Genomic DNA, 17,671 nt, shown 5'->3' on the forward strand with positions numbered 1-17,671 from the left:
TCTTGAACTCGTAGACTAGAAGCGATATGAAACTGACTTTGAAAATTTGGAGACAAAAGAATGCATCTGATAAAGGTGGTTTTGTAACCTACCCTGTGGATGGCGTTTCCAAAGACATGTCCTTTTTGGAAATGTTGGATGTGTTGAATGAGCAATTGACCGAAAAAGGAGAGGACCCGGTTCACTTTGACCACGACTGCCGTGAAGGTATCTGTGGAATGTGTTCCTTGTATATCAACGGAAAACCTCATGGACCATTGCAGACGACTACTTGTCAGCTGCACATGAGATCATTCAATGATGGAGAAACAATCACCATCGAACCTTGGAGAGCTAAGGCTTTCCCGGTGGTAAAAGATTTGGTTGTTAATAGATCTGCATTTGATAGAATCATCCAGGCAGGTGGATATATCTCCGTTAGAACTGGTGGTGTACCTGATGCCAATGAGATTCCAATTCCAAAAACCATTGCTGACCTAGCAATGGATGCAGCTCAGTGTATTGGTTGTGGAGCTTGCGTAGCAGCTTGTAAAAACGCATCTGCAATGCTCTTCACCTCTGCGAAAATTTCTCAGCTAGCCTTGTTGCCTCAAGGTCAGGTGGAAAGAAAAACCAGAGCGGAGAAAATGGTTGCTCAGATGGATGCTGAAGGATTTGGAGCATGTACCAATACCGGTGCTTGCGAAGCTGAATGCCCTAAGGGAATTTCCATTACCAACATTGCCAGAATGAACAGAGAATACTTCTCTGCTGTAGTGAGCAGTGACAATGTTTAAAATGAATTAATAAAATTGAAAGCCGGGATTAATCCCGGCTTTTTTCATTTAAACCCTCTTTCTCATGAATAATTTCCAGGTTTTTTCTTCCCACAATCCTTTATCAATGGCTCAAAGAGAGCTAGTCGCAGATTTCTTGGTTGAAGAGTTAGCGGAATTTGGAGATCCAAAAGAAGCGGTTTTGAAGTGTTTGAATTTTGCAATGGCAGATCCTTCGGGATTGGGGGGCTTAGTTATTCTAGTGGGAGACTTCAGTAACCTTGATGGAGCTTTGGTTTTAAATAAAACAGGGATGTCTGAATACATCCCTGAAAATATCCTGGTCTATTTTGCTGTGTCAAAAGACAAAAGAGGACAAGGTTTGGGAAAAGCTATGCTGGATTTTTTGTTGGGCCAGATCGAAGGAAGTATAGCCTTGCATGTAGAACCAAATAATCCTGCAAAAGCACTTTACGAAAGACTAGGCTTTACAAATAAGTACCTTGAAATGAGGTTGACTCGGTAATTATTTTGATTTTTCCATGGAGTTGATCCATTCCCGAATGAGCTCGACGCCTTCTTTATGAATAGAAGTTCTGCCTAATTCAGGCATTGCTACTCCGATTTCGGTACTGTTCATTCTATGGGTAAGAATGGATTCATCAGCCTTACCCGGAACAATATCATACTTGAAACTTCCTGCTCCTTTCCCTGCTGCTACAGGTGTTTTGTTTACACCTAGCTTTAAAGGCTCTTTTTCATCATAGGTTAGGAATAATCCTGAAGTGCTGGCTGGACCTTCTGCACGATGGCAATGGGAGCAATTGATGTCCAAATAGGCTTTAGCCCGCTCGTCTAAAGCTTGCCCTTTGTCCTCATAATTGATCAGGCTTGGATGATTTTCAGGAGAATCAAAACCTTCCAACTTTTCTAGTTTGGCCCAGTGAACAAGCTGATTTTCCATTTCCATTCCATAATCCAGAGTATTATTCAAATGCTTGATTTGAACGCCTATTGGAGCTAAAGCTTCATTTTTATTATGGCAGCTTTTGCATTGGTTTTTGTTTGGAACCAAGTAATTGATCACTTGCTCTTTTCCATTGTAATCGATAAATGAAACCTCAGTTTCAGCTCCGACGATTTTTAAAACGGCATCGGTTTGTTCCTCATTCCAAAGGTAAGGGTAAGCTTGCCAGCCTTTTGTCTCATGAATCATAAGCCTCGTTTCAATGATTCTTCTTCCATTTTCAGGTTTTCTGAAATCTGTAGGGTAGTAGAAGTTTTTGATCAAAATTGTACCAACTGGAAACTCCAATTCTCCATCCACCAAATTGGCTTTTGTTCCCTCTGGAAAATGGATAAATCGGCTTTTCCAGGCATAATCAGTGAAAAGAGAAGAGGCAGGATTGTAATAAATGATTTCTTCAGAAGGGCTAAGTAAATTCATTTCTCCTTCGAAAAACCCATACGTAGAAAGTCTTCGGTAGGGGTATTCTCCTGTTGCTTCCTCAGGCGCCAAAGCCCTGGAGGGAGCTTTTTCCTTTTCTACTTCTGCTTTTTGACAGGACAAAAAGCCAGCGGAAAAAATCAGGAGTGTTCCAATTCCAAGTAATATCCTTCTCATTACGATTATTAATTAAGGGATTTGAAGAAAGCTAAGGTTGGTGGTTACCGATACCTTACAGTTTTGGAATTTTTGGTAATCATCAAAGGAATCAATTTTGTCCTCGCCTTCCATCAAGTAAAACCTTGAGAATCTCAATCCCTCCATATTCTCACTGATACATATTTTCATGGGATTGGAGTCAATGGTTTTACTCAAATTCTCATCCCAGATTCCATCGTAGACAATGTCTTGAGCTTTTCCAAAACCATGCGCATTATAAACAGCTACCATTTTCCCCAATTCACGGGTAAAATCCGGAATTGAAAAACTTTTCCTTTCGTAGGAATTATCATGCACATAGATTCCAGTAGTATAAGGAGACCAGTTTGGAGCCTCTGCTGGAAATCCTGTGACTTGATAACTAGCGATAGCCACCCCCACAGTTTTATTTCGGTGAATTTTATTGCCGAAAATTTCCACATCCTTGGCTGCCAAAAGCACAATCCCAGATCCTGGAGGGATCATGGTTACGGTATTTCCGTTAGGATCTTCCCCTATAGGAACTGCAAAGTTTTTATGGTTATTGTCGCGGACTTCGTTGTTGTAGATCTTAGTATTTTTCCCATCTGATTTTGGAAGTCCCGGTAAATTGAAAACCAAAATCCCTCCCGAGTTATCTCTGGCCACATTTCCAAAGACTTCAGCATTATCGCAGTTTTCGATTTCTATCCCGGCCACATTTCCAAAAGCAAGAGAGTTTTTCACCACGATGTTTTCAGATTGTCCAACATAGATTCCTGCGTCTTTGGAATGTGAGGCGATGCATTCATCGATGAGTACATTTTTACACTGAACAGGATAGATCGCATAAGTCCCGTTTTTTGACTTGTTTCCGTTTGTCCAAGTCACATTAATTCTTCTGAAGGTAATGCCATCAGTATGTTGGGCTTTGATACCGTCACCCGGAGCATCTTCAATACTTAAATCTTCGATAGTGATTCCCTGACCTACGATTTTTACCCCTTCACCTCCTGATTTCAAATCCTTGAATGAGAGTACAGTTTTGTCCATACCAGCACCTTTGATGCTGATGTTTTTCTTATTGTCTAAAATCAATTGGGTGGAAAGGGAATAGAATCCCTCAGGGATATCTATGGTCGTAGAATCTTCGGCAAGAATAAATGCCTCGATGATTTGCTCGGTTTCCTCTGCACTCGCTCTTCGAATTTTGGAAGTATCAAAGGTTTGTTCAGTTGTGGAGGTTCCACAGGAGTAAATACCTAGCACCATAAGGAGTGCCAGAAGGTAAAAGGATATTCGTTTCATAGGCTTTGGGTCAATTTTAATTGTCAAAATTACCCTGTATGCCAGTAGAACCTGTTGAGAAAAATCAAATAATCAGATTTTACCTCTTATTCTGGAGAGGGTCTCAATGCTCATATCCAGAAAAGAGGCGATTTGACCTACGGAGGCTTTATGGATAATTCTTGGTCTGGTTTCCATCAAAGAAAGGTATCGGTCTCTAGCTGATTTAAATTTGGTAAAAATAAGTTGTTCCTCTAGTGCGATATAATAATGCTCTAGAATAATACGGTAAGCTCTTTCCAAGCTTGGGTGTTTTTCAAAAAGCTCCAATAATCTGGCGTGACTGATTTTACCGACCGAGGAGGATTCCATGGCTTCAATGTTTTCATAACCTGGTTGCCTGGAAATAAAGGAGTACATCGAGGTGGTAAATTCTCCTTCCAAAGCAAATGAAACGGTAATGTCTTTATTGTCTTTGAAATAAAAACTCCTCAAAGATCCTTCTATTACAAAGTAAAGGTGGCTACATACCGAGTCCATTTTTTCCAACAGATCTCCTCGCTCTACCTGGACTAGCTCCAAGGACTCTGCAAATGCAAGTTTCGCTTTTTCCTCTACTCCGGAAAATCTATTCAGCCGATCCAGTATTTGTTCCATAGAAAAAATTGAAAGTAAGGATTTCGATTTTCAAACGTTAGTTTTACAAAAATTAAAAGTATTTGATCTATGAAAAAAATTTTGTGGGTTTTCTTTCTTCTTTCACTCGCAGGAACAGCCAATGCTCAGTTTGGAATAAGGGCAGGATACAGCTCGGCAAACTTCTCAGACACCAACTTTAGCTCGAGATCAGGGTTTCATGCGGGTGCATATTATTCGATTGGAACAAGCTTTATCAAGATTGAGCCAGGGCTTCAGTTTGCACAGAAGGGATATAAAGGGACCGATGATTTTGGGGTAATAATTGATGAGCAGCTTAATTACATTGATATTCCTGTTTTGGTCAGATTAAGTTTACTTCCCATGGTCAATGTGTTTGCCGGTCCCCAGGCATCTTTGTTGGTCTCTAGAAATTACCAATTGGGTCCAATTAATTCCACAAGTCTTGATGTATTGACAGCTTATGATTTGGAAGGTGTGGTAGGTGCGCAGGTGAATTTGCCAATGGGTTTAAATCTTCAAGCCAGCTATGACATCGGGCTTCGCTCTTTGAATTACTTTAATACAGATGTGAAAAATCGGGTGTTTAAAATTTCCCTAGGCTACTCCTTTAACAATTAATCCTCTTAAATCCCGGGTCAAAATCCGGGATTTATTTTTTCACCCTATTGGGATTTTCTTCGATAAAAGATTTCCATCCTTCATTTCTCCCGCGGGTTTGAACTCTGCCTTCATGAAAATGATGACACAAAGCCACTGCCAACGCATCCGTGGCATCCAATAATTTGGGCAGTTCTGCAATTCCAAGTAATGTTTGAAGCATAGCCGCCACTTGCTCCTTGGAGGCATTTCCATTGCCGGTAACAGATTGTTTGACTTTTTTCGGAGAATATTCCGTGATCGGGATCTCTTTGGAAAGTGCAGCCGCCATAGCTACACCCTGAGCTCTTCCCAGCTTGAGCATGGATTGCACGTTTGCTCCATAAAAAGGGGCTTCCAAAGCCACAGAGTCGGGTGCGAATTCCTCAAGTATCCCACTGATCCGCTCAAAAATTTTCTTCAGCTTCAATTCGTGGGTTTCGTACTTTTTAAGATGAATTACCCCGTACTGGAGAATTTTATATTTCTTTCCCTCGGTCAAAATCAACCCATAGCCCATGACCGTGGTGCCCGGGTCAATGCCTAAAATGATTTTTTCTTTCGGTGGTTTTTGTTCTTCTTTACTCACCCCTGCAAGTTAGGCGAAAAGATGATCAGTTTTTACCTCCTTTGGTGTATTGGCTACTTTATCCTATTGGCTTTACTAAGTCAAAAATGGCCAAAAGATCATTTAACCTTCCCTTTTCGTCCTCTTTCTAAAAAAGTCTCTTTGATCATTCCTTTTCGAAATGAGCAGGAAAACGCATTGCCGCTTCTAAAAGAACTTAAAAAAATGGAGCAGGAAAATTTGGAAATTCTCTTAGTCGATGACCAAAGCGAAGACGATTCCTTTCAAATTTTCCTAGAAAACAGCAAGGGTTTTTCCTCCCTTCGTTTATTGAGAAGTCCTGGGATTGGGAAAAAGGCTGCCCTGGATTTTGGGATAAAAAATGCCCAAGGTGACTTGATTCTAACCTCTGATGCGGATTGTTTTTTTCCTGATAATTGGGTTGAAAACATGGTTTCGGCATTTGATGATATTCATGTTCAACTAGTAGCGGGACCGGTAATTTCCGACAAGAAAGAATTTAGTTTTTCTCTAAGTTTTCAACAGATTGAGTGGGCAAGCATTCTCTTATTGACCAATTTTTCATTCCAAAATCAAGCCCCATTGATGTGTAGCGGAGCAAATTTGGCTTTCCGCAAGATTGCTTTTCTGGAAGTTGAGGGATATCAGGGCAATGAACATTTACTTTCCGGGGATGATGAGTTCTTGCTCAAAAAAATATTTTCCAGATTTGGGCCGGATTCCTGCAAATACCTTCCAAGCTCAGCTGTTTTAGTAAACACCTCTGCTCAGGATACATGGGCTGGTTTAATTAATCAAAGGGTACGATGGGCGGGGAAATGGAAGGTGCATCATTCTTTTAGCCATGGGTTTGCTAGTCTTTTGGCCTTTGGAATTCAAATAATCTGGCTTTCCAGTTTTTACTTTTTGTTTCACAATCCCAAATTTTGGTTGATGATGTTGGTTCTTTGGGGTGCGAAAGTTCAGGCGGAGAAGATGGCTCTTGGAAAGGTATTGGATAGTCTGGAAGTCCCCAGGTCTAATTTTGATTTTATTTTGACCTCAATTATTCATCCTTTTTATGTCATTCGGGTCGGAATTGGGGCTATTTTAGGAAAATTCTCCTGGAAGGGCCGCTCCAACTGAAGTTTGATTAATTTTAAGACACAAACCTTTTCCCATGAGTGACGCAGAATTTGACCTGCTCGATGAGTTGTATTTTGTCCAGCATTATTCTTACCTCCAAGAAGTCTTGGGTTGGGAGGATCAATTGATCCTGACCACCTTGGATTTGCTTTATCAAAAAGGGATGATTAAATGCCTTAACGAACCGGATCAGGAGCGATTTGATCAAGTTGATCTTTTTAAAGAGGGAGAAAACCTCTACTATTTGGCCACCAAAAAAGGGCTTATGGCCCATAATGCAATCTAGAAATTGGCACAGGAAACTTATAAATATCAGCGTAAGGAACTTGAGCTTAAGGCTCTTTTGGAAATTACTCAGGCGATTAATGAAAATCAGTCTGAGTCTGTGTTGCTGAATATTTTCAAGTTTACCTGCCTTGTCCACTTGGATATCAAATCCCTGATTTTATATGTAGAAAGGGAAGGGGTTTTTGAGAAAAAGATCGCTCATGGGGTAAAAGGAAAAATTCCAGCTGAATTAGCCAAAAGCAAGGTTCATGATCAAAGAGAAACCGGAGAGTTGGAGTTGGAGCTTTCGGATGGATATTCCTTTGCCGAGTTGGAAACCTACCTTCCCGTCTATCACAAAGACAAGATGCTGGCGATCCTTTTCCTAAAAAGGAAATCTGAAGAGGTAGAACTGGATCTTGATTTTACACAGGCCATTGCCAATATTTTGGTAGTGGCTCTTGAAAATAAGCGCTTTGCCAGAAAGCAATTGCAGCAAGAAGTATTTAATAGAGAGGTAGCGATCGCATCACAGGTTCAGCAAATGCTTTTCCCTGCAGAACTCCCGGACACCCAAGAGATGAAGGCAAAAGTAACCTACTTTCCCCATAGCATGGTGGGAGGGGACTATTACGACTTGATCAGAAAGTCCAAGGAAAAGGTCTACTTCTGCATTGCAGATGTTTCTGGAAAAGGAATAGCTGCAGCTCTTTTGATGTCTAATTTTCAGGCTACACTCAGGACTTTGCTAAGAAGTGATGCCAGCTTGGAAGTGATTGTTCACCAATTGAACTATACTCTTTTTGAGAATACCAAAGGTGAGCGGTTTATTACTTTTTTCTTGGGTGAATATGATTTCGCCAAAAAGAAATTGAGATATGTGAATGCTGGACATAATCCCCCGATTCTTTGTTGGGAAAAATCCATGAAAGCCGAATTATTGGAAGCAGGAACTACCATTCTTGGTGCTTTCGAGGAACTTCCATTTTTGGAAATCGGGGAGAGAAAGGGTCTTGAAAAATTCACAATCCATCTTTACACCGACGGACTTACAGAGGCTATGAATTCCATGGATGAGGAGTATGGTGAGGATAGGTTTAGGGAATTTGTTGGACAGCATTTTTGCATTGATCCTGAGGTTTTTCATGAGGAATTTTTCAAGGAAATGCAGGCCTTTTCCCAAAAAGTCCCGCTTAAGGACGATTTGACATTGCTTTCTATCCGCTTTTCCTGAGTTATGGTTTTCCATTCAGTCCCAAAACCCATTCAACTGATTTTTCCTAAAAGAAAATGGGAAGGGGATGGGAAGGACGACCAGGTTTATCTCACTTTTGATGATGGACCTGTTCCGGGAGTCACAGATTTTGTTTTAGAGGAGCTTTCAAAGAGAGATCAAAAAGCCACCTTTTTCATGGTGGGCGATAATGTAAGGAAGCATTCATCTCTGGCAAAAGAAGTCCTTTCGGAAGGTCATGGGATAGGGAATCATACCTATAGCCATTTGAATGGGTATAAGACTTCCTACGAGACCTATTACAAGGATTTTTTAGTGGGAGAAAATATTTTCCAAGACAACTTGGGAATTAAAACCTCACTTTTTCGGCCTCCATATGGTTTGCTAAAGCATTCTCAAGCTGAGCAAGTGCGTGAAACCCATCAAATCATCATGTGGAGTGTACTTAGCGGAGATTATTCAACTGCCCTAGATTCCTCCCAAGTCTTGGTCGAAACCCAAAAAAGAACAAAAGCCGGAAGTATTGTGGTATTTCATGACCAGGAAAAAACCACCCAAGTCTTACCAGAAATTCTTCCAAGCTTTCTGGACTTTTTGATCGATAGAGGTTTGAAAACTGCCTTGCTCTGATGATTTGGTTAGCCTTGGCAATTTGTGTTTGGGGGATTTTCCAAAATCTAATTCAAATTCTGCTGATTTATTTTCGCTGGAAAAATCATTCAGCGGCCTCTCCTTCAAAATGGCCAATGGTTTCCATTTTAATTGCAGTTCGGAATGAGGAATTGGAATTACCCAAATTGCTGGAAAGCTTGGATGAGCTGGATTATCCAGAATCCAAATTGGAAATTCTTTTTGCTGATGATAATAGCACTGACAGAACTCTAGATTTACTCCAAGAATGGGCTGGAGGAAATGGGAACAGGCGAATTTTTCATATTGGCACCTCGGAAGAAGGGGAATTTCACCCCAATGGTAAAGCCAATGCCTTGGCGTTTTTAGGAAAGGAAGCCAAAGGGGAACACTTTTTTTTCACGGATGGAGATTGTGTGGTACCAACATCATGGGTCAAAGAAGGGATAAGTTCCTTTATTGGAAATACTGGAATTTTGATAGGAATTACTGCTGTTAAGACCAAAGGGTTTTTCAGTCAAATGCAAGCCTTGGATTGGTGGAATACCTTGGGTATTGTCAAAGTGGTCACTGATTTGAGACTACCCACAACCGGGTTGGGAAATAATATGGTGATTTCTCGAGACGCTTATATTAAAAGTGGAGGTTTTGAGAACTTGCCTGAGGGACTTACTGAAGATCTGGAAATTTCAAGAGCTATCGTCAATTCAGGATTTACTATTAATCAGCAGGTTTCTGATAAAATATTGGTGCATACTAAGGCGGAGTATTCCTTGAGAAAATTACTCGAACAAAGGAAAAGATGGGTGGGAGGAGCCATGACGCTCTCGCTTGGTTGGAAAATTCTTTTGGGTCTTCAGTTTATTTTCTTTCCGGCAATAATTTTTCTGATTGCTATGGATTTCAAAACCGGGATTTCGATTTGGTTAATTAAAGTCTTCCTACAATCTGTTTTCATTGCATTTTTTGCAAAAAAGGCCCGGCAGAAAATTGGGTTTTTGTATCTATTTGTCTTTGATTTTTACCAATTACTCTCCTATACCCTTACTATTCTTTATTACTTTTGGCCCTCACCAGTAGAATGGAAGTCCAGAAGATACCCATGAATTTGATCGATACCCATGCGCACATCTATTCCTCTAAGTTTGACTCTGACAGGGATCAGGTAATTGAGGAAATTATCCAATCCGGTGTGGAGCGTATTTTCATGCCTAATGTAGATGTGGAGACCATTGATAGGATGTTGGAATGTGAATCCAGATACGGAGATCTTTGCATTCCGATGATGGGGCTTCACCCTTGTGATGTGAAAGATGATTTTGAAAAGCAACTCTCCATCATGGAGGATTGGCTCAATAAACGATCTTTTGCTGCTGTGGGAGAGATTGGTACGGATTTGTATTGGGACAAAACGACCTTTGATATCCAAAAGGAAGCCCTGGAAATTCAATTGGGTTGGGCGAAGGCCAAAGGCTTGCCCGTAGTACTTCATTGCAGGGAGTCTATTGATCAGACAATTGAGATTATTGAAAATGCTCAGGATGGCACTTTAACAGGAATTTTTCACTGTTTCACCGGAACTTTAGCCCAGGCAAAAAAGATTACTGAATTGGGGTTTTTATTAGGGATCGGAGGAGTGGCTACTTATAAAAATGGAGGACTGGATCAGGTGCTTCCTTTTATTGGATTGGATCATCTGGTTTTGGAAACTGATGCACCTTATTTAGCTCCTGTTCCATTTCGAGGAAAACGAAACACACCTGCCTATTTGCCTTATATTGCAGAAAGAGTGGGTGATTTATTGGAGATTTCTTCTGCAGAAGTGGCTTTGAAAACTAAAGAGAATGCGCTTCGATTATTTAAGGAAATTGAGAAATGAATTATAAAATCGTAAGACTTAAGACCAGCGGGAAAATTGGTAAAACCGCTTCCGTCTTAATTATATATACTGGAGGGACCTTAGGAATGGCTTATGATGATTCAGGAGCCTTAGTCCCATTTAATTTTGGGTTGATTCTGGAAAAAATCCCAATTCTATCCAACATGAATATCGCCATTACGGTGATTTCTTTTCCAGAACCCATTGATTCCTCTAATGTGACCATGCGGCATTGGAAAGACATGGCCTATATCATTTATGAGAATTATGATAGCTACGATGGCTTTGTAGTAGTTCATGGTACGGATACCATGGCCTATTCCGCATCCATGCTAAGCTATATGCTAAATGGATTAAATAAGCCTGTGATTTTTACAGGAGCCCAGCTTCCTATCTCAGCCATGAGGTCAGATGCGCGGGAAAATTTGGTGACTTCCCTCGAAATAGCTTCAGCTAAAGTAAATGGGAATCCGATAGTGCCGGAAGTATGTATTTTCTTCAATCATATGCTACTTCGCGGAAATCGCTCCAAAAAGGTCCAGAGCATCCATTTCGATGCCTTTGAATCAGAAAATTATCCTCCTCTTGCAGAGGCGGGGATCGTTATAGATTACAATACCAATGCGATTCGCCCCTATGAAGCCAATAGAAAGTTGGTAAATATGAATCAGCTGGATAATAATGTGATGGTCTTGAAATTATTTCCGGGAATCACGGATAAGATTATGGATTCCTGTTTTGCTACTCCGGGATTAAAGGGAGTAGTATTGGAAACCTATGGTTCCGGGAATAGTCCATCTGAAAGTTGGTTTATGAAATCTCTGGAAAAGGCTATAAAAAAGGGACTCATTATATTAAATGTGTCTCAATGTAATGGCGGTAGGGTGATCCAGGGAAGATATGAAACCAGTAAGGAGCTTTTGGCGGTCGGCGTAGTAAGTGGGGCGGATATGACTACCGAGGCGGCAATTACTAAGTTGATGTTTTTGTTGGGTCAGAATTATTCCAGAGAGGAAATCAGTAAAAAGCTTACCCAATCTCTGGCAGGGGAAATCACGGCTTGATTTTCGGGAAATTTTAAAAGCTGTTTGGAATCGGGAGGAATAATAATTTTCTTTGCACTCCGATTCAGAAATGGGTCAGTAAATTCAACACAGAGAGGTGTCCGAGTGGTTGAAGGAGCACGCCTGGAAAGTGTGTATACCCCTAAAGGGTATCGAGGGTTCGAATCCCTTCCTCTCTGCAGATAAGCCAACTTTAGCAATAGAGTTGGCTTTTTTGTTTTACAAAACTCTAAGAAATTCGAGAATGAATAGGAATTCTTTGCCTTGAAATTTTAAAAAAGAGGGAAACAAGAATCGAATCCCTTCCAGTATGGGGAGATTTTTAGAACTAAATTTTGATAGAAAATAAAAATTTGGAGACTCTAATTTTTGAGCATTCAGGATTTATAATTTTTAAAATATTCCGAATTCAAATCAATAATCAGTTAAAAGGTATTTTAATAATCTTGAGACATATGTTTTAGTGTATTGATTTTCAACTGATTCACTTTTTATTAGGATCGTCGAAGGCCTAAACTTGGTTTTCCATAAAGATTTTTGACGAATTAGAACTGTGGTGATTTTTGCTCCATTCATGTAAAAATTGGCTCAAATTCACTTTAAACAAGGCATTCTTTCAAAAAAGTTAAAAGCACCCATTGTTTTTTGAATTTAAAAAATGATAACTTTAAAACTCGATTTTAATCTGGAAACCATTTAACCTTTATCAAAAGTCTATTTAAAAAACACATTATGAGAAAGTTAATCGCTTTGTTCATGCTTGCAGGTATCCTATTCGTTCCTGTTTTCGCTAACGCACAAGATGCTTCCGCAGATACTTCTGCCACCGAAGCAACCCAAGCAGTAGAAACACCTGCTGCATCTCCTACAGTTGTTGACGACGAGATCGTTGCTGAGGAGCAAAGCTTTCACCAGGTGATCAAAGAAAAGTTCATCGAAGGTGATCCAGTGTACATGACTCCTGTATTGATCTGTTTGATCTTGGGTCTTGCAATTGCATTGGAAAGAATCATCACTTTGAATCTTTCTACTACCAACACCAAGAAGCTTATCAACAAGGTAGAAGAGGCTTTGGCTTCTGGAGGAATTGAAGCTGCAAAAGACGTGACCAGAAACACTAAAGGTCCTGTTGCTTCTATCTTTACCCAAGGTCTGATGAGATACTCTGAAGGTATCGAGATGGTTGAAAAGTCAATCATCGCTTACGGATCTGTAGAAATGGGTAGATTGGAAAAAGGTCTAGTTTGGATCTCTCTTTTCATCTCTCTTGCTCCGATGTTGGGCTTCATGGGTACTGTAATCGGTATGATCTTCGCATTCGATACGATCGAAGCCGCTGGTGACATCTCTCCTTCTATCGTAGCAGGTGGTATCAAAATCGCCCTTTTGACTACTGTAGCGGGTTTGATTGTTGCAATCATCCTTCAGTTGTTTTACAACTATCTAGTATCGAAAATCGATTCTTTGGTTAACGACATGGAAGACGCTTCTATCTCTTTGGTAGACGTGTTGGTTAAGCACAAATTGACCGGTAAGTAATTCTTACTCCCTTTTGTCTAAATCAGTTCCTCATTAATTAAAGAAAATACTATGGATACTTATGATATCATGCTCTATGTGAGCTATGCGTTAGTAGGCCTTGGAGCAGTAGTCTCTATTCTACTTCCGCTGATCAAATCTTTGGACGATCCAAAGAGTTTGTTGAAGACAGGGTTGGGAGTAGTAGCAATTTTAGTATTGTTCTTCATCTGCTACTCTATTTCTTCCAACGAAGTTTTGCCTAAATTTGAGGGAGAGCCATTTAATCTGACTCCTCAAATGTCCCAAATGGTTGGTGGTCTGATGATCACTACCTATGTGTTGTCAATTATTGCTGTTGTGGGAATATTCTTCACGGAAATCAATAAAAGCTTGAAGTAATATGGCGAGAAGTAAAAACAGAACGAGTCAGGAAGTAAATGCAGGATCCATGGCGGATATCGCCTTCCTCTTGTTGATCTTCTTTCTCGTGACTACTACGATCGCTTCGGACAAAGGTATCCTGAATATCTTGCCTCCGAAGATTGATCCAAACGTGCCGCCTCCAGATATCAAGAAAAACGAACGTAACATCTTCAATATTCTGATAAACGCCAATGATGATTTGTTGGTAGAAGGAGAATATAGAAGAACACCAGAAGGATTGGATCAAGATATCAAGGAGTTTATATTGAATTTTGGAGCTCCTACTGAGAAAGGTTCTGCGCTTTGGAGTACCCTTCCGGCATCTCTTCAAGCTCAGGCCTTGAGAAGACCAGAATCTTCCGATGATCCGACTGAAGCTGTAGTTTCTATCAAAACTAACAGAGGCACAAGTTATGAGCTATATCTTGAAGTGTTTGACATGGCAAAAAAGGCTTACTTCGAGATTTATGGTGAGCGAGTTGGTTTGACAGCTGATGAATATCGTACTCTTACAGGAGATGATGAAGCTTCCAAAGCGCTACAGGATAAAGGAAAAGAAGGAATCCCTATGGCGATTTCTATTGCTGAACCTGATAAAATAGGAGGAAATTGATATGGCAAAGTTTAAGAAAAAACCAAAAGCTGATCCTGGTGTTTCTACCGCTTCTCTCCCCGATATCGTATTTATGTTGTTGTTTTTCTTCATGGTGACCACCGTGTTGAGAGAACAAGATTTATTGGTAGAGCAGAAGATCCCCCAATCTACTCAGCTTCAAAAGCTTCAGAATAAGACCTTGATTTCTTATTTATTTATTGGGAAACCAAAAAATGTAGGACTTTATGGGTCTGAGCCTAGAATCCAGGCAAATGATGTATTGATCACTGCTCCAGAAATAGTTCAGTGGGGCAACCAAGAACGTGATTTGCTTGCTGAGGCAGATCGTGGATTGATGACCGTTTCCTTGAAGGTGGATAAGGATGTGAAAATGGGTCCTATCTCCGACGTACAGACTGAATTGAGAAATGCAGATGCGCGACGGGTGTTGTATGCTTCCACTGCAAAGATCTACGAAGATTAAATTTCCTAATACTTATATTTAAAGCCATTCGATTATCGAATGGCTTTTTTATTTTATACTATGAAACTAACTCTTACGAATAAATCCAAGGTTCAAGGTGCTTGGGCAATGTATGATTGGGCAAATTCAGTCTATAGCTTGGTCATCACTTCGACTATATTTCCGGTCTATTATAATAGTGTTACAAAGGGAATAGACGGCTCCGATCGAGTAAGCTTTTTCGGCTGGGAGGTAGTTAATACAGTTCTTTATTCCTATTCCATTTCCTTTTCCTTCTTGATAATTGCTTTGATTTCACCTTTGCTTTCGGGGATTGCCGATGCTTCTGGCAGGAAATTGAGCTTCATGAAATTCTTTGCCTACTTGGGTTCCATTTCTTGTATGGGGTTGTTCTTTTTTGACGGTTCCAATCTTGAATTTGGAATACTCTGTAGTGTTATGGCCAGTATTGGTTATGCTGGTAGTATTGTTTTTTACAATGCCTATTTACCTGAAATAGCAAAGGAAAGTGAATATGATTTTTTGAGTGCCAAAGGCTTTGCCTTGGGGTATATTGGTAGCGTAATTTTATTGGTTTTTACTCTATTGACTATTCAATACCCAGATTTGTTTGGATTTCCAGAAGGCAGCTTTGCAGCTAGATTATCCTTCTTAATTACCGGATTATGGTGGGCAGGATTTGCTCAGATTCCGTTTAGATATCTTCCCAAGAATCCTTACAAAAAAAATATTGAAAGCCAATTTTTGGTAAAAGGATATCAGGAAATACGGAGTGTATTTAAATGGGTTAAGCAGATGCCTGTCATGTATCGATTTTTGGCATCCTTCTTTTTTTATTCCATGGGTGTTCAGACGGTCATGTATTTAGCAGCATCCTTTGGAGATAAAGAATTGGGCTTACCTGGAGATCAACTTATTCTTACCGTTTTGATTATTCAGTTTGTCGCTATTGGAGGGAGTTACCTATTTGCATTTGTATCCAAGAAATTCGGTAATAAGATCAGTTTGATGATCATGGTTTTGATCTGGATAGGAATATGCGGTGCGGCATATTATGTTTATTCCGTCTATGAATTCTATGCACTAGCTTTTGTAGTGGGAATGGTGATGGGAGGAATTCAATCTCTCTCTAGATCTACTTTCTCTAAATTAATTCCTGAAAGCAGTACGGAACATGCTTCATTTTTCAGTTTTTATGATGTTACGGAAAAGGTGGCCATTGTAATTGGGACTTTTACCTATGGAGCAATTGAGCAATTAACTGGAAGCATGAGAAATTCTGCTGTTTCACTCGGCGTGTTTTTCTTAGTTGGATTGGGATTCTTGCTTTTGGTAACTATTCCCAAAAAATCTCTATCATCCTAATTATTTCCCATGCTTAAAATTATTAAAGGATCGGATGTTCGTCATTTGGATAGCTTACATATCCAAAGGAAGGGAATTTCTAGCCTTTTATTGATGGAGAATGCGGCTCTAGGTTTCGCAGAATGGTTTAATTCTCAATCCTACTTGGGAAATGAAAGAGTAGCCGTTTTCTGTGGAGCTGGTAACAATGGCGGAGATGGTTTTGCTATTGCAAGATTACTCAGCAAACTAGGTTGGAAGGTTACTCTTTTTACCTGTTTTGAACCTGGAACCCTACTTAGCCCAGATGCAAAATCCAATTTTGACTTAGTACCTTCAGCGGTAAGATTGCAATCTTGGAAGGAATTTAATCCTTCTTCTTTCGATGTTTTGATTGATGCATACTTAGGGGTTGGGTTGAAAGGTGAATTGAGAAAAGAGGCAAAGGATATTATTCAGGCCATTAATTCCTTTCAGGGACAGGTCCTTTCAGTGGATGTCCCTAGTGGCTTGCCTTCTGATTCTAATTGTTCTTGGGAATGCGTCAGAGCCTCTCATACGCTCACATTTGCCTTTCCGAAATTGGCCCTTCTTTTTCCAGAAAATGCTCAATTTACCGGTGAATTGGTTGTGATTGATATTGGAATTGAAGATTCTGAATTGATGGAAATTGATTCTGATTACTTTTTTCTCCAAAAAAAAGATGTCCCCAACTATCATAGAAAGTTTAATCGATTTGCCCATAAAGGAGATTTTGGAAAAATTCTTCTCGTTGCAGGAAGTAAAGGAAAAATGGGAGCTGCCTATCTTTCTGCAAAAAGTGCTTTAAGAACTGGTTCAGGATTGGTCACTTGTCTAATTCCTGAATCGGAAAGGTTCATTATACAGTCTTCTCTTCCTGAGACCATGGTGGTTTTTGAGGATCAAGTTGATTATTCAAAATTTGATGCAATTGGTGTCGGGCCTGGATTGGGAATAGATAGTGTTGAAGTTCTGGAAAAAGTCCTGGACAATTATTCTTCCCCCATGGTTCTTGATGCCGATGCGCTAACCATTCTTTCCAAGCATAAAAATCTGATTAAAAAAGTTCCTAAAGGGAGTATTCTGACTCCTCATTTGAGTGAGTTTGAAAGGCTTTTTGGAAAGACAGACTCTCATCTAGAAAGATTAAAAATTGCGAAAGAGTTTTGCCTGCACTATTCTCTTAATGTTTTGATCAAAGGGGCGAACTCAGTCATTTGTCTGGTAGATGGCCGACAGATTTTCAATTCATCTGGTTCCAGATTTATGGCTACAGCTGGATCAGGAGATGTTTTGACAGGAATGCTTACATCATTTCTAGGGCAGGGTTATTCTCCTGAGCAGGCCTTGATTTGCGGAGTCTTTCAACATGGACTAGCGGGGGAGATTGCAGGAAAGGAAAAATTGAGGTCAACAATTGCCTCAGATATACTAGAGGCAATTCCGGAAACATTTAAGCAATTGTCAATTAGCTAAAGTTTTTTCGATGAGCGTAAACTTATTTTTTGTGCTGGAGGTTTTCACACCATACAT

Annotated in this window: 20 protein-coding genes and 1 tRNA gene; 17 read left to right on the forward strand and 4 right to left on the reverse strand. The window is 40.0% G+C overall.

The window, feature by feature from the left end; translation table 11 throughout:
• Positions 1-26 precede the first annotated feature (26 nt).
• Positions 27-776, forward strand: coding sequence for a succinate dehydrogenase/fumarate reductase iron-sulfur subunit (locus DFQ04_RS14265; RefSeq protein ID WP_133557025.1), 750 nt, complete (start codon positions 27-29; stop codon positions 774-776).
• 64 nt (positions 777-840) lie between these two features.
• A complete protein-coding gene (locus DFQ04_RS14270) occupies positions 841-1,281 on the forward strand; it encodes a GNAT family N-acetyltransferase (protein ID WP_133557027.1) in 441 nt (146 codons plus the stop codon).
• Here the strand turns inward: DFQ04_RS14270 and DFQ04_RS14275 are convergent, their stop codons facing one another.
• From DFQ04_RS14275 to DFQ04_RS14285, 3 genes are all read right to left on the reverse strand, one after another.
• Positions 1,282-2,379, reverse strand: a complete 1,098-nt coding sequence (locus tag DFQ04_RS14275; RefSeq protein ID WP_133557029.1) for an SO2930 family diheme c-type cytochrome — start codon at positions 2,377-2,379, stop codon at positions 1,282-1,284.
• A 12-nt stretch (positions 2,380-2,391) separates the two neighbouring features.
• Positions 2,392-3,687, reverse strand: coding sequence for a parallel beta-helix domain-containing protein (locus DFQ04_RS14280; protein ID WP_133557031.1), 1,296 nt, complete (start codon positions 3,685-3,687; stop codon positions 2,392-2,394).
• A 72-nt stretch (positions 3,688-3,759) separates the two neighbouring features.
• Positions 3,760-4,323, reverse strand: a complete 564-nt coding sequence (locus DFQ04_RS14285; RefSeq protein WP_133557033.1) for a Crp/Fnr family transcriptional regulator — start codon at positions 4,321-4,323, stop codon at positions 3,760-3,762.
• 69 nt (positions 4,324-4,392) lie between these two features.
• On the opposite strand from DFQ04_RS14285, the gene DFQ04_RS14290 reads away from it, so the two are divergent.
• Positions 4,393-4,944, forward strand: coding sequence for an outer membrane beta-barrel protein (locus DFQ04_RS14290; protein WP_133557035.1), 552 nt, complete (start codon positions 4,393-4,395; stop codon positions 4,942-4,944).
• 31 nt (positions 4,945-4,975) lie between these two features.
• Here DFQ04_RS14290 and ruvC read toward each other — a convergent pair whose 3' ends face one another.
• The gene (gene ruvC, locus DFQ04_RS14295; RefSeq protein ID WP_133557037.1) at positions 4,976-5,551 is read right to left on the reverse strand and encodes a crossover junction endodeoxyribonuclease RuvC; all 576 of its coding nucleotides are present in this window, start codon (positions 5,549-5,551) and stop codon (positions 4,976-4,978) included.
• Positions 5,552-5,572: 21 nt separating this feature from the next.
• Here ruvC and DFQ04_RS14300 point away from each other — a divergent pair, with 21 nt between their 5' ends.
• From DFQ04_RS14300 to DFQ04_RS14365, 14 genes are all read left to right on the forward strand, one after another.
• Positions 5,573-6,676, forward strand: coding sequence for a glycosyltransferase (locus DFQ04_RS14300; protein WP_133557039.1), 1,104 nt, complete (start codon positions 5,573-5,575; stop codon positions 6,674-6,676).
• 34 nt (positions 6,677-6,710) lie between these two features.
• Positions 6,711-6,962: a hypothetical protein gene (locus DFQ04_RS14305; protein WP_133557041.1), complete on the forward strand. Its 252-nt coding sequence runs from the start codon at positions 6,711-6,713 to the stop codon at positions 6,960-6,962.
• A 3-nt stretch (positions 6,963-6,965) separates the two neighbouring features.
• Positions 6,966-8,177: a PP2C family protein-serine/threonine phosphatase gene (locus tag DFQ04_RS14310; protein WP_133557043.1), complete on the forward strand. Its 1,212-nt coding sequence runs from the start codon at positions 6,966-6,968 to the stop codon at positions 8,175-8,177.
• 3 nt (positions 8,178-8,180) lie between these two features.
• Positions 8,181-8,807 carry a polysaccharide deacetylase family protein gene (locus DFQ04_RS14315; protein ID WP_133557045.1) on the forward strand — a complete coding sequence of 209 codons (627 nt, stop codon included), beginning with the start codon at positions 8,181-8,183 and terminating at the stop codon, positions 8,805-8,807.
• Complete coding sequence (locus DFQ04_RS14320; protein WP_133557047.1) at positions 8,807-9,913, forward strand: glycosyltransferase; 1,107 nt, start codon at positions 8,807-8,809, stop codon at positions 9,911-9,913. Before DFQ04_RS14315 ends, DFQ04_RS14320 begins: the two co-directional genes overlap by 1 nt.
• The gene (locus tag DFQ04_RS14325; protein ID WP_133557050.1) at positions 9,910-10,686 is read left to right on the forward strand and encodes a TatD family hydrolase; all 777 of its coding nucleotides are present in this window, start codon (positions 9,910-9,912) and stop codon (positions 10,684-10,686) included. The genes DFQ04_RS14320 and DFQ04_RS14325 overlap by 4 nt, the downstream gene beginning before the upstream one ends.
• Positions 10,683-11,750: an asparaginase gene (locus tag DFQ04_RS14330; RefSeq protein ID WP_133557052.1), complete on the forward strand. Its 1,068-nt coding sequence runs from the start codon at positions 10,683-10,685 to the stop codon at positions 11,748-11,750. The genes DFQ04_RS14325 and DFQ04_RS14330 overlap by 4 nt, the downstream gene beginning before the upstream one ends.
• A 91-nt stretch (positions 11,751-11,841) precedes the next feature.
• Positions 11,842-11,929 (forward strand) — tRNA-Ser (locus DFQ04_RS14335).
• 553 nt (positions 11,930-12,482) lie between these two features.
• A complete protein-coding gene (locus DFQ04_RS14340; RefSeq protein ID WP_133557054.1) occupies positions 12,483-13,289 on the forward strand; it encodes a MotA/TolQ/ExbB proton channel family protein in 807 nt (268 codons plus the stop codon).
• A gap of 51 nt (positions 13,290-13,340) precedes the next feature.
• Positions 13,341-13,670, forward strand: a complete 330-nt coding sequence (locus DFQ04_RS14345; RefSeq protein WP_133557056.1) for a hypothetical protein — start codon at positions 13,341-13,343, stop codon at positions 13,668-13,670.
• A gap of 1 nt (position 13,671) precedes the next feature.
• Positions 13,672-14,307 (forward strand): ExbD/TolR family protein, encoded by a 636-nt coding sequence (locus DFQ04_RS14350; RefSeq protein WP_133557058.1) that lies wholly within the window; start codon positions 13,672-13,674, stop codon positions 14,305-14,307.
• A gap of 1 nt (position 14,308) precedes the next feature.
• Positions 14,309-14,773 carry an ExbD/TolR family protein gene (locus DFQ04_RS14355; protein WP_133557060.1) on the forward strand — a complete coding sequence of 155 codons (465 nt, stop codon included), beginning with the start codon at positions 14,309-14,311 and terminating at the stop codon, positions 14,771-14,773.
• A gap of 60 nt (positions 14,774-14,833) precedes the next feature.
• Entirely contained in the window at positions 14,834-16,138 is a 1,305-nt protein-coding gene (locus DFQ04_RS14360; protein WP_133557062.1) for an MFS transporter, read from the forward strand.
• A gap of 9 nt (positions 16,139-16,147) precedes the next feature.
• On the forward strand, positions 16,148-17,614 hold the full coding sequence (locus tag DFQ04_RS14365; RefSeq protein WP_133557064.1) for an NAD(P)H-hydrate dehydratase: 1,467 nt from the start codon (positions 16,148-16,150) through the stop codon (positions 17,612-17,614).
• Positions 17,615-17,671 lie beyond the last annotated feature (57 nt).

The organism is Algoriphagus boseongensis, from assembly GCF_004362805.1.
Classification (GTDB): domain Bacteria; phylum Bacteroidota; class Bacteroidia; order Cytophagales; family Cyclobacteriaceae; genus Algoriphagus; species Algoriphagus boseongensis.

What these genes read in the sequence shown, in the direction of transcription:
- DFQ04_RS14265 (WP_133557025.1), top strand. Translation starts at nt 27, where the DNA reads ATGAAACTGACTTTGAAAATTTGGAGACAAAAGAATGCATCTGATAAA.
- DFQ04_RS14270 (WP_133557027.1), top strand. Translation starts at nt 841, where the DNA reads ATGAATAATTTCCAGGTTTTTTCTTCCCACAATCCTTTATCAATGGCT.
- DFQ04_RS14275 (WP_133557029.1), bottom strand. Translation starts at nt 2,379, where the DNA reads ATGAGAAGGATATTACTTGGAATTGGAACACTCCTGATTTTTTCCGCT.
- DFQ04_RS14280 (WP_133557031.1), bottom strand. Translation starts at nt 3,687, where the DNA reads ATGAAACGAATATCCTTTTACCTTCTGGCACTCCTTATGGTGCTAGGT.
- DFQ04_RS14285 (WP_133557033.1), bottom strand. Translation starts at nt 4,323, where the DNA reads ATGGAACAAATACTGGATCGGCTGAATAGATTTTCCGGAGTAGAGGAA.
- DFQ04_RS14290 (WP_133557035.1), top strand. Translation starts at nt 4,393, where the DNA reads ATGAAAAAAATTTTGTGGGTTTTCTTTCTTCTTTCACTCGCAGGAACA.
- DFQ04_RS14300 (WP_133557039.1), top strand. Translation starts at nt 5,573, where the DNA reads ATGATCAGTTTTTACCTCCTTTGGTGTATTGGCTACTTTATCCTATTG.
- DFQ04_RS14305 (WP_133557041.1), top strand. Translation starts at nt 6,711, where the DNA reads ATGAGTGACGCAGAATTTGACCTGCTCGATGAGTTGTATTTTGTCCAG.
- DFQ04_RS14315 (WP_133557045.1), top strand. Translation starts at nt 8,181, where the DNA reads ATGGTTTTCCATTCAGTCCCAAAACCCATTCAACTGATTTTTCCTAAA.
- DFQ04_RS14320 (WP_133557047.1), top strand. Translation starts at nt 8,807, where the DNA reads ATGATTTGGTTAGCCTTGGCAATTTGTGTTTGGGGGATTTTCCAAAAT.
- DFQ04_RS14325 (WP_133557050.1), top strand. Translation starts at nt 9,910, where the DNA reads ATGAATTTGATCGATACCCATGCGCACATCTATTCCTCTAAGTTTGAC.
- DFQ04_RS14330 (WP_133557052.1), top strand. Translation starts at nt 10,683, where the DNA reads ATGAATTATAAAATCGTAAGACTTAAGACCAGCGGGAAAATTGGTAAA.
- DFQ04_RS14340 (WP_133557054.1), top strand. Translation starts at nt 12,483, where the DNA reads ATGAGAAAGTTAATCGCTTTGTTCATGCTTGCAGGTATCCTATTCGTT.
- DFQ04_RS14345 (WP_133557056.1), top strand. Translation starts at nt 13,341, where the DNA reads ATGGATACTTATGATATCATGCTCTATGTGAGCTATGCGTTAGTAGGC.
- DFQ04_RS14350 (WP_133557058.1), top strand. Translation starts at nt 13,672, where the DNA reads ATGGCGAGAAGTAAAAACAGAACGAGTCAGGAAGTAAATGCAGGATCC.
- DFQ04_RS14355 (WP_133557060.1), top strand. Translation starts at nt 14,309, where the DNA reads ATGGCAAAGTTTAAGAAAAAACCAAAAGCTGATCCTGGTGTTTCTACC.
- DFQ04_RS14360 (WP_133557062.1), top strand. Translation starts at nt 14,834, where the DNA reads ATGAAACTAACTCTTACGAATAAATCCAAGGTTCAAGGTGCTTGGGCA.
- DFQ04_RS14365 (WP_133557064.1), top strand. Translation starts at nt 16,148, where the DNA reads ATGCTTAAAATTATTAAAGGATCGGATGTTCGTCATTTGGATAGCTTA.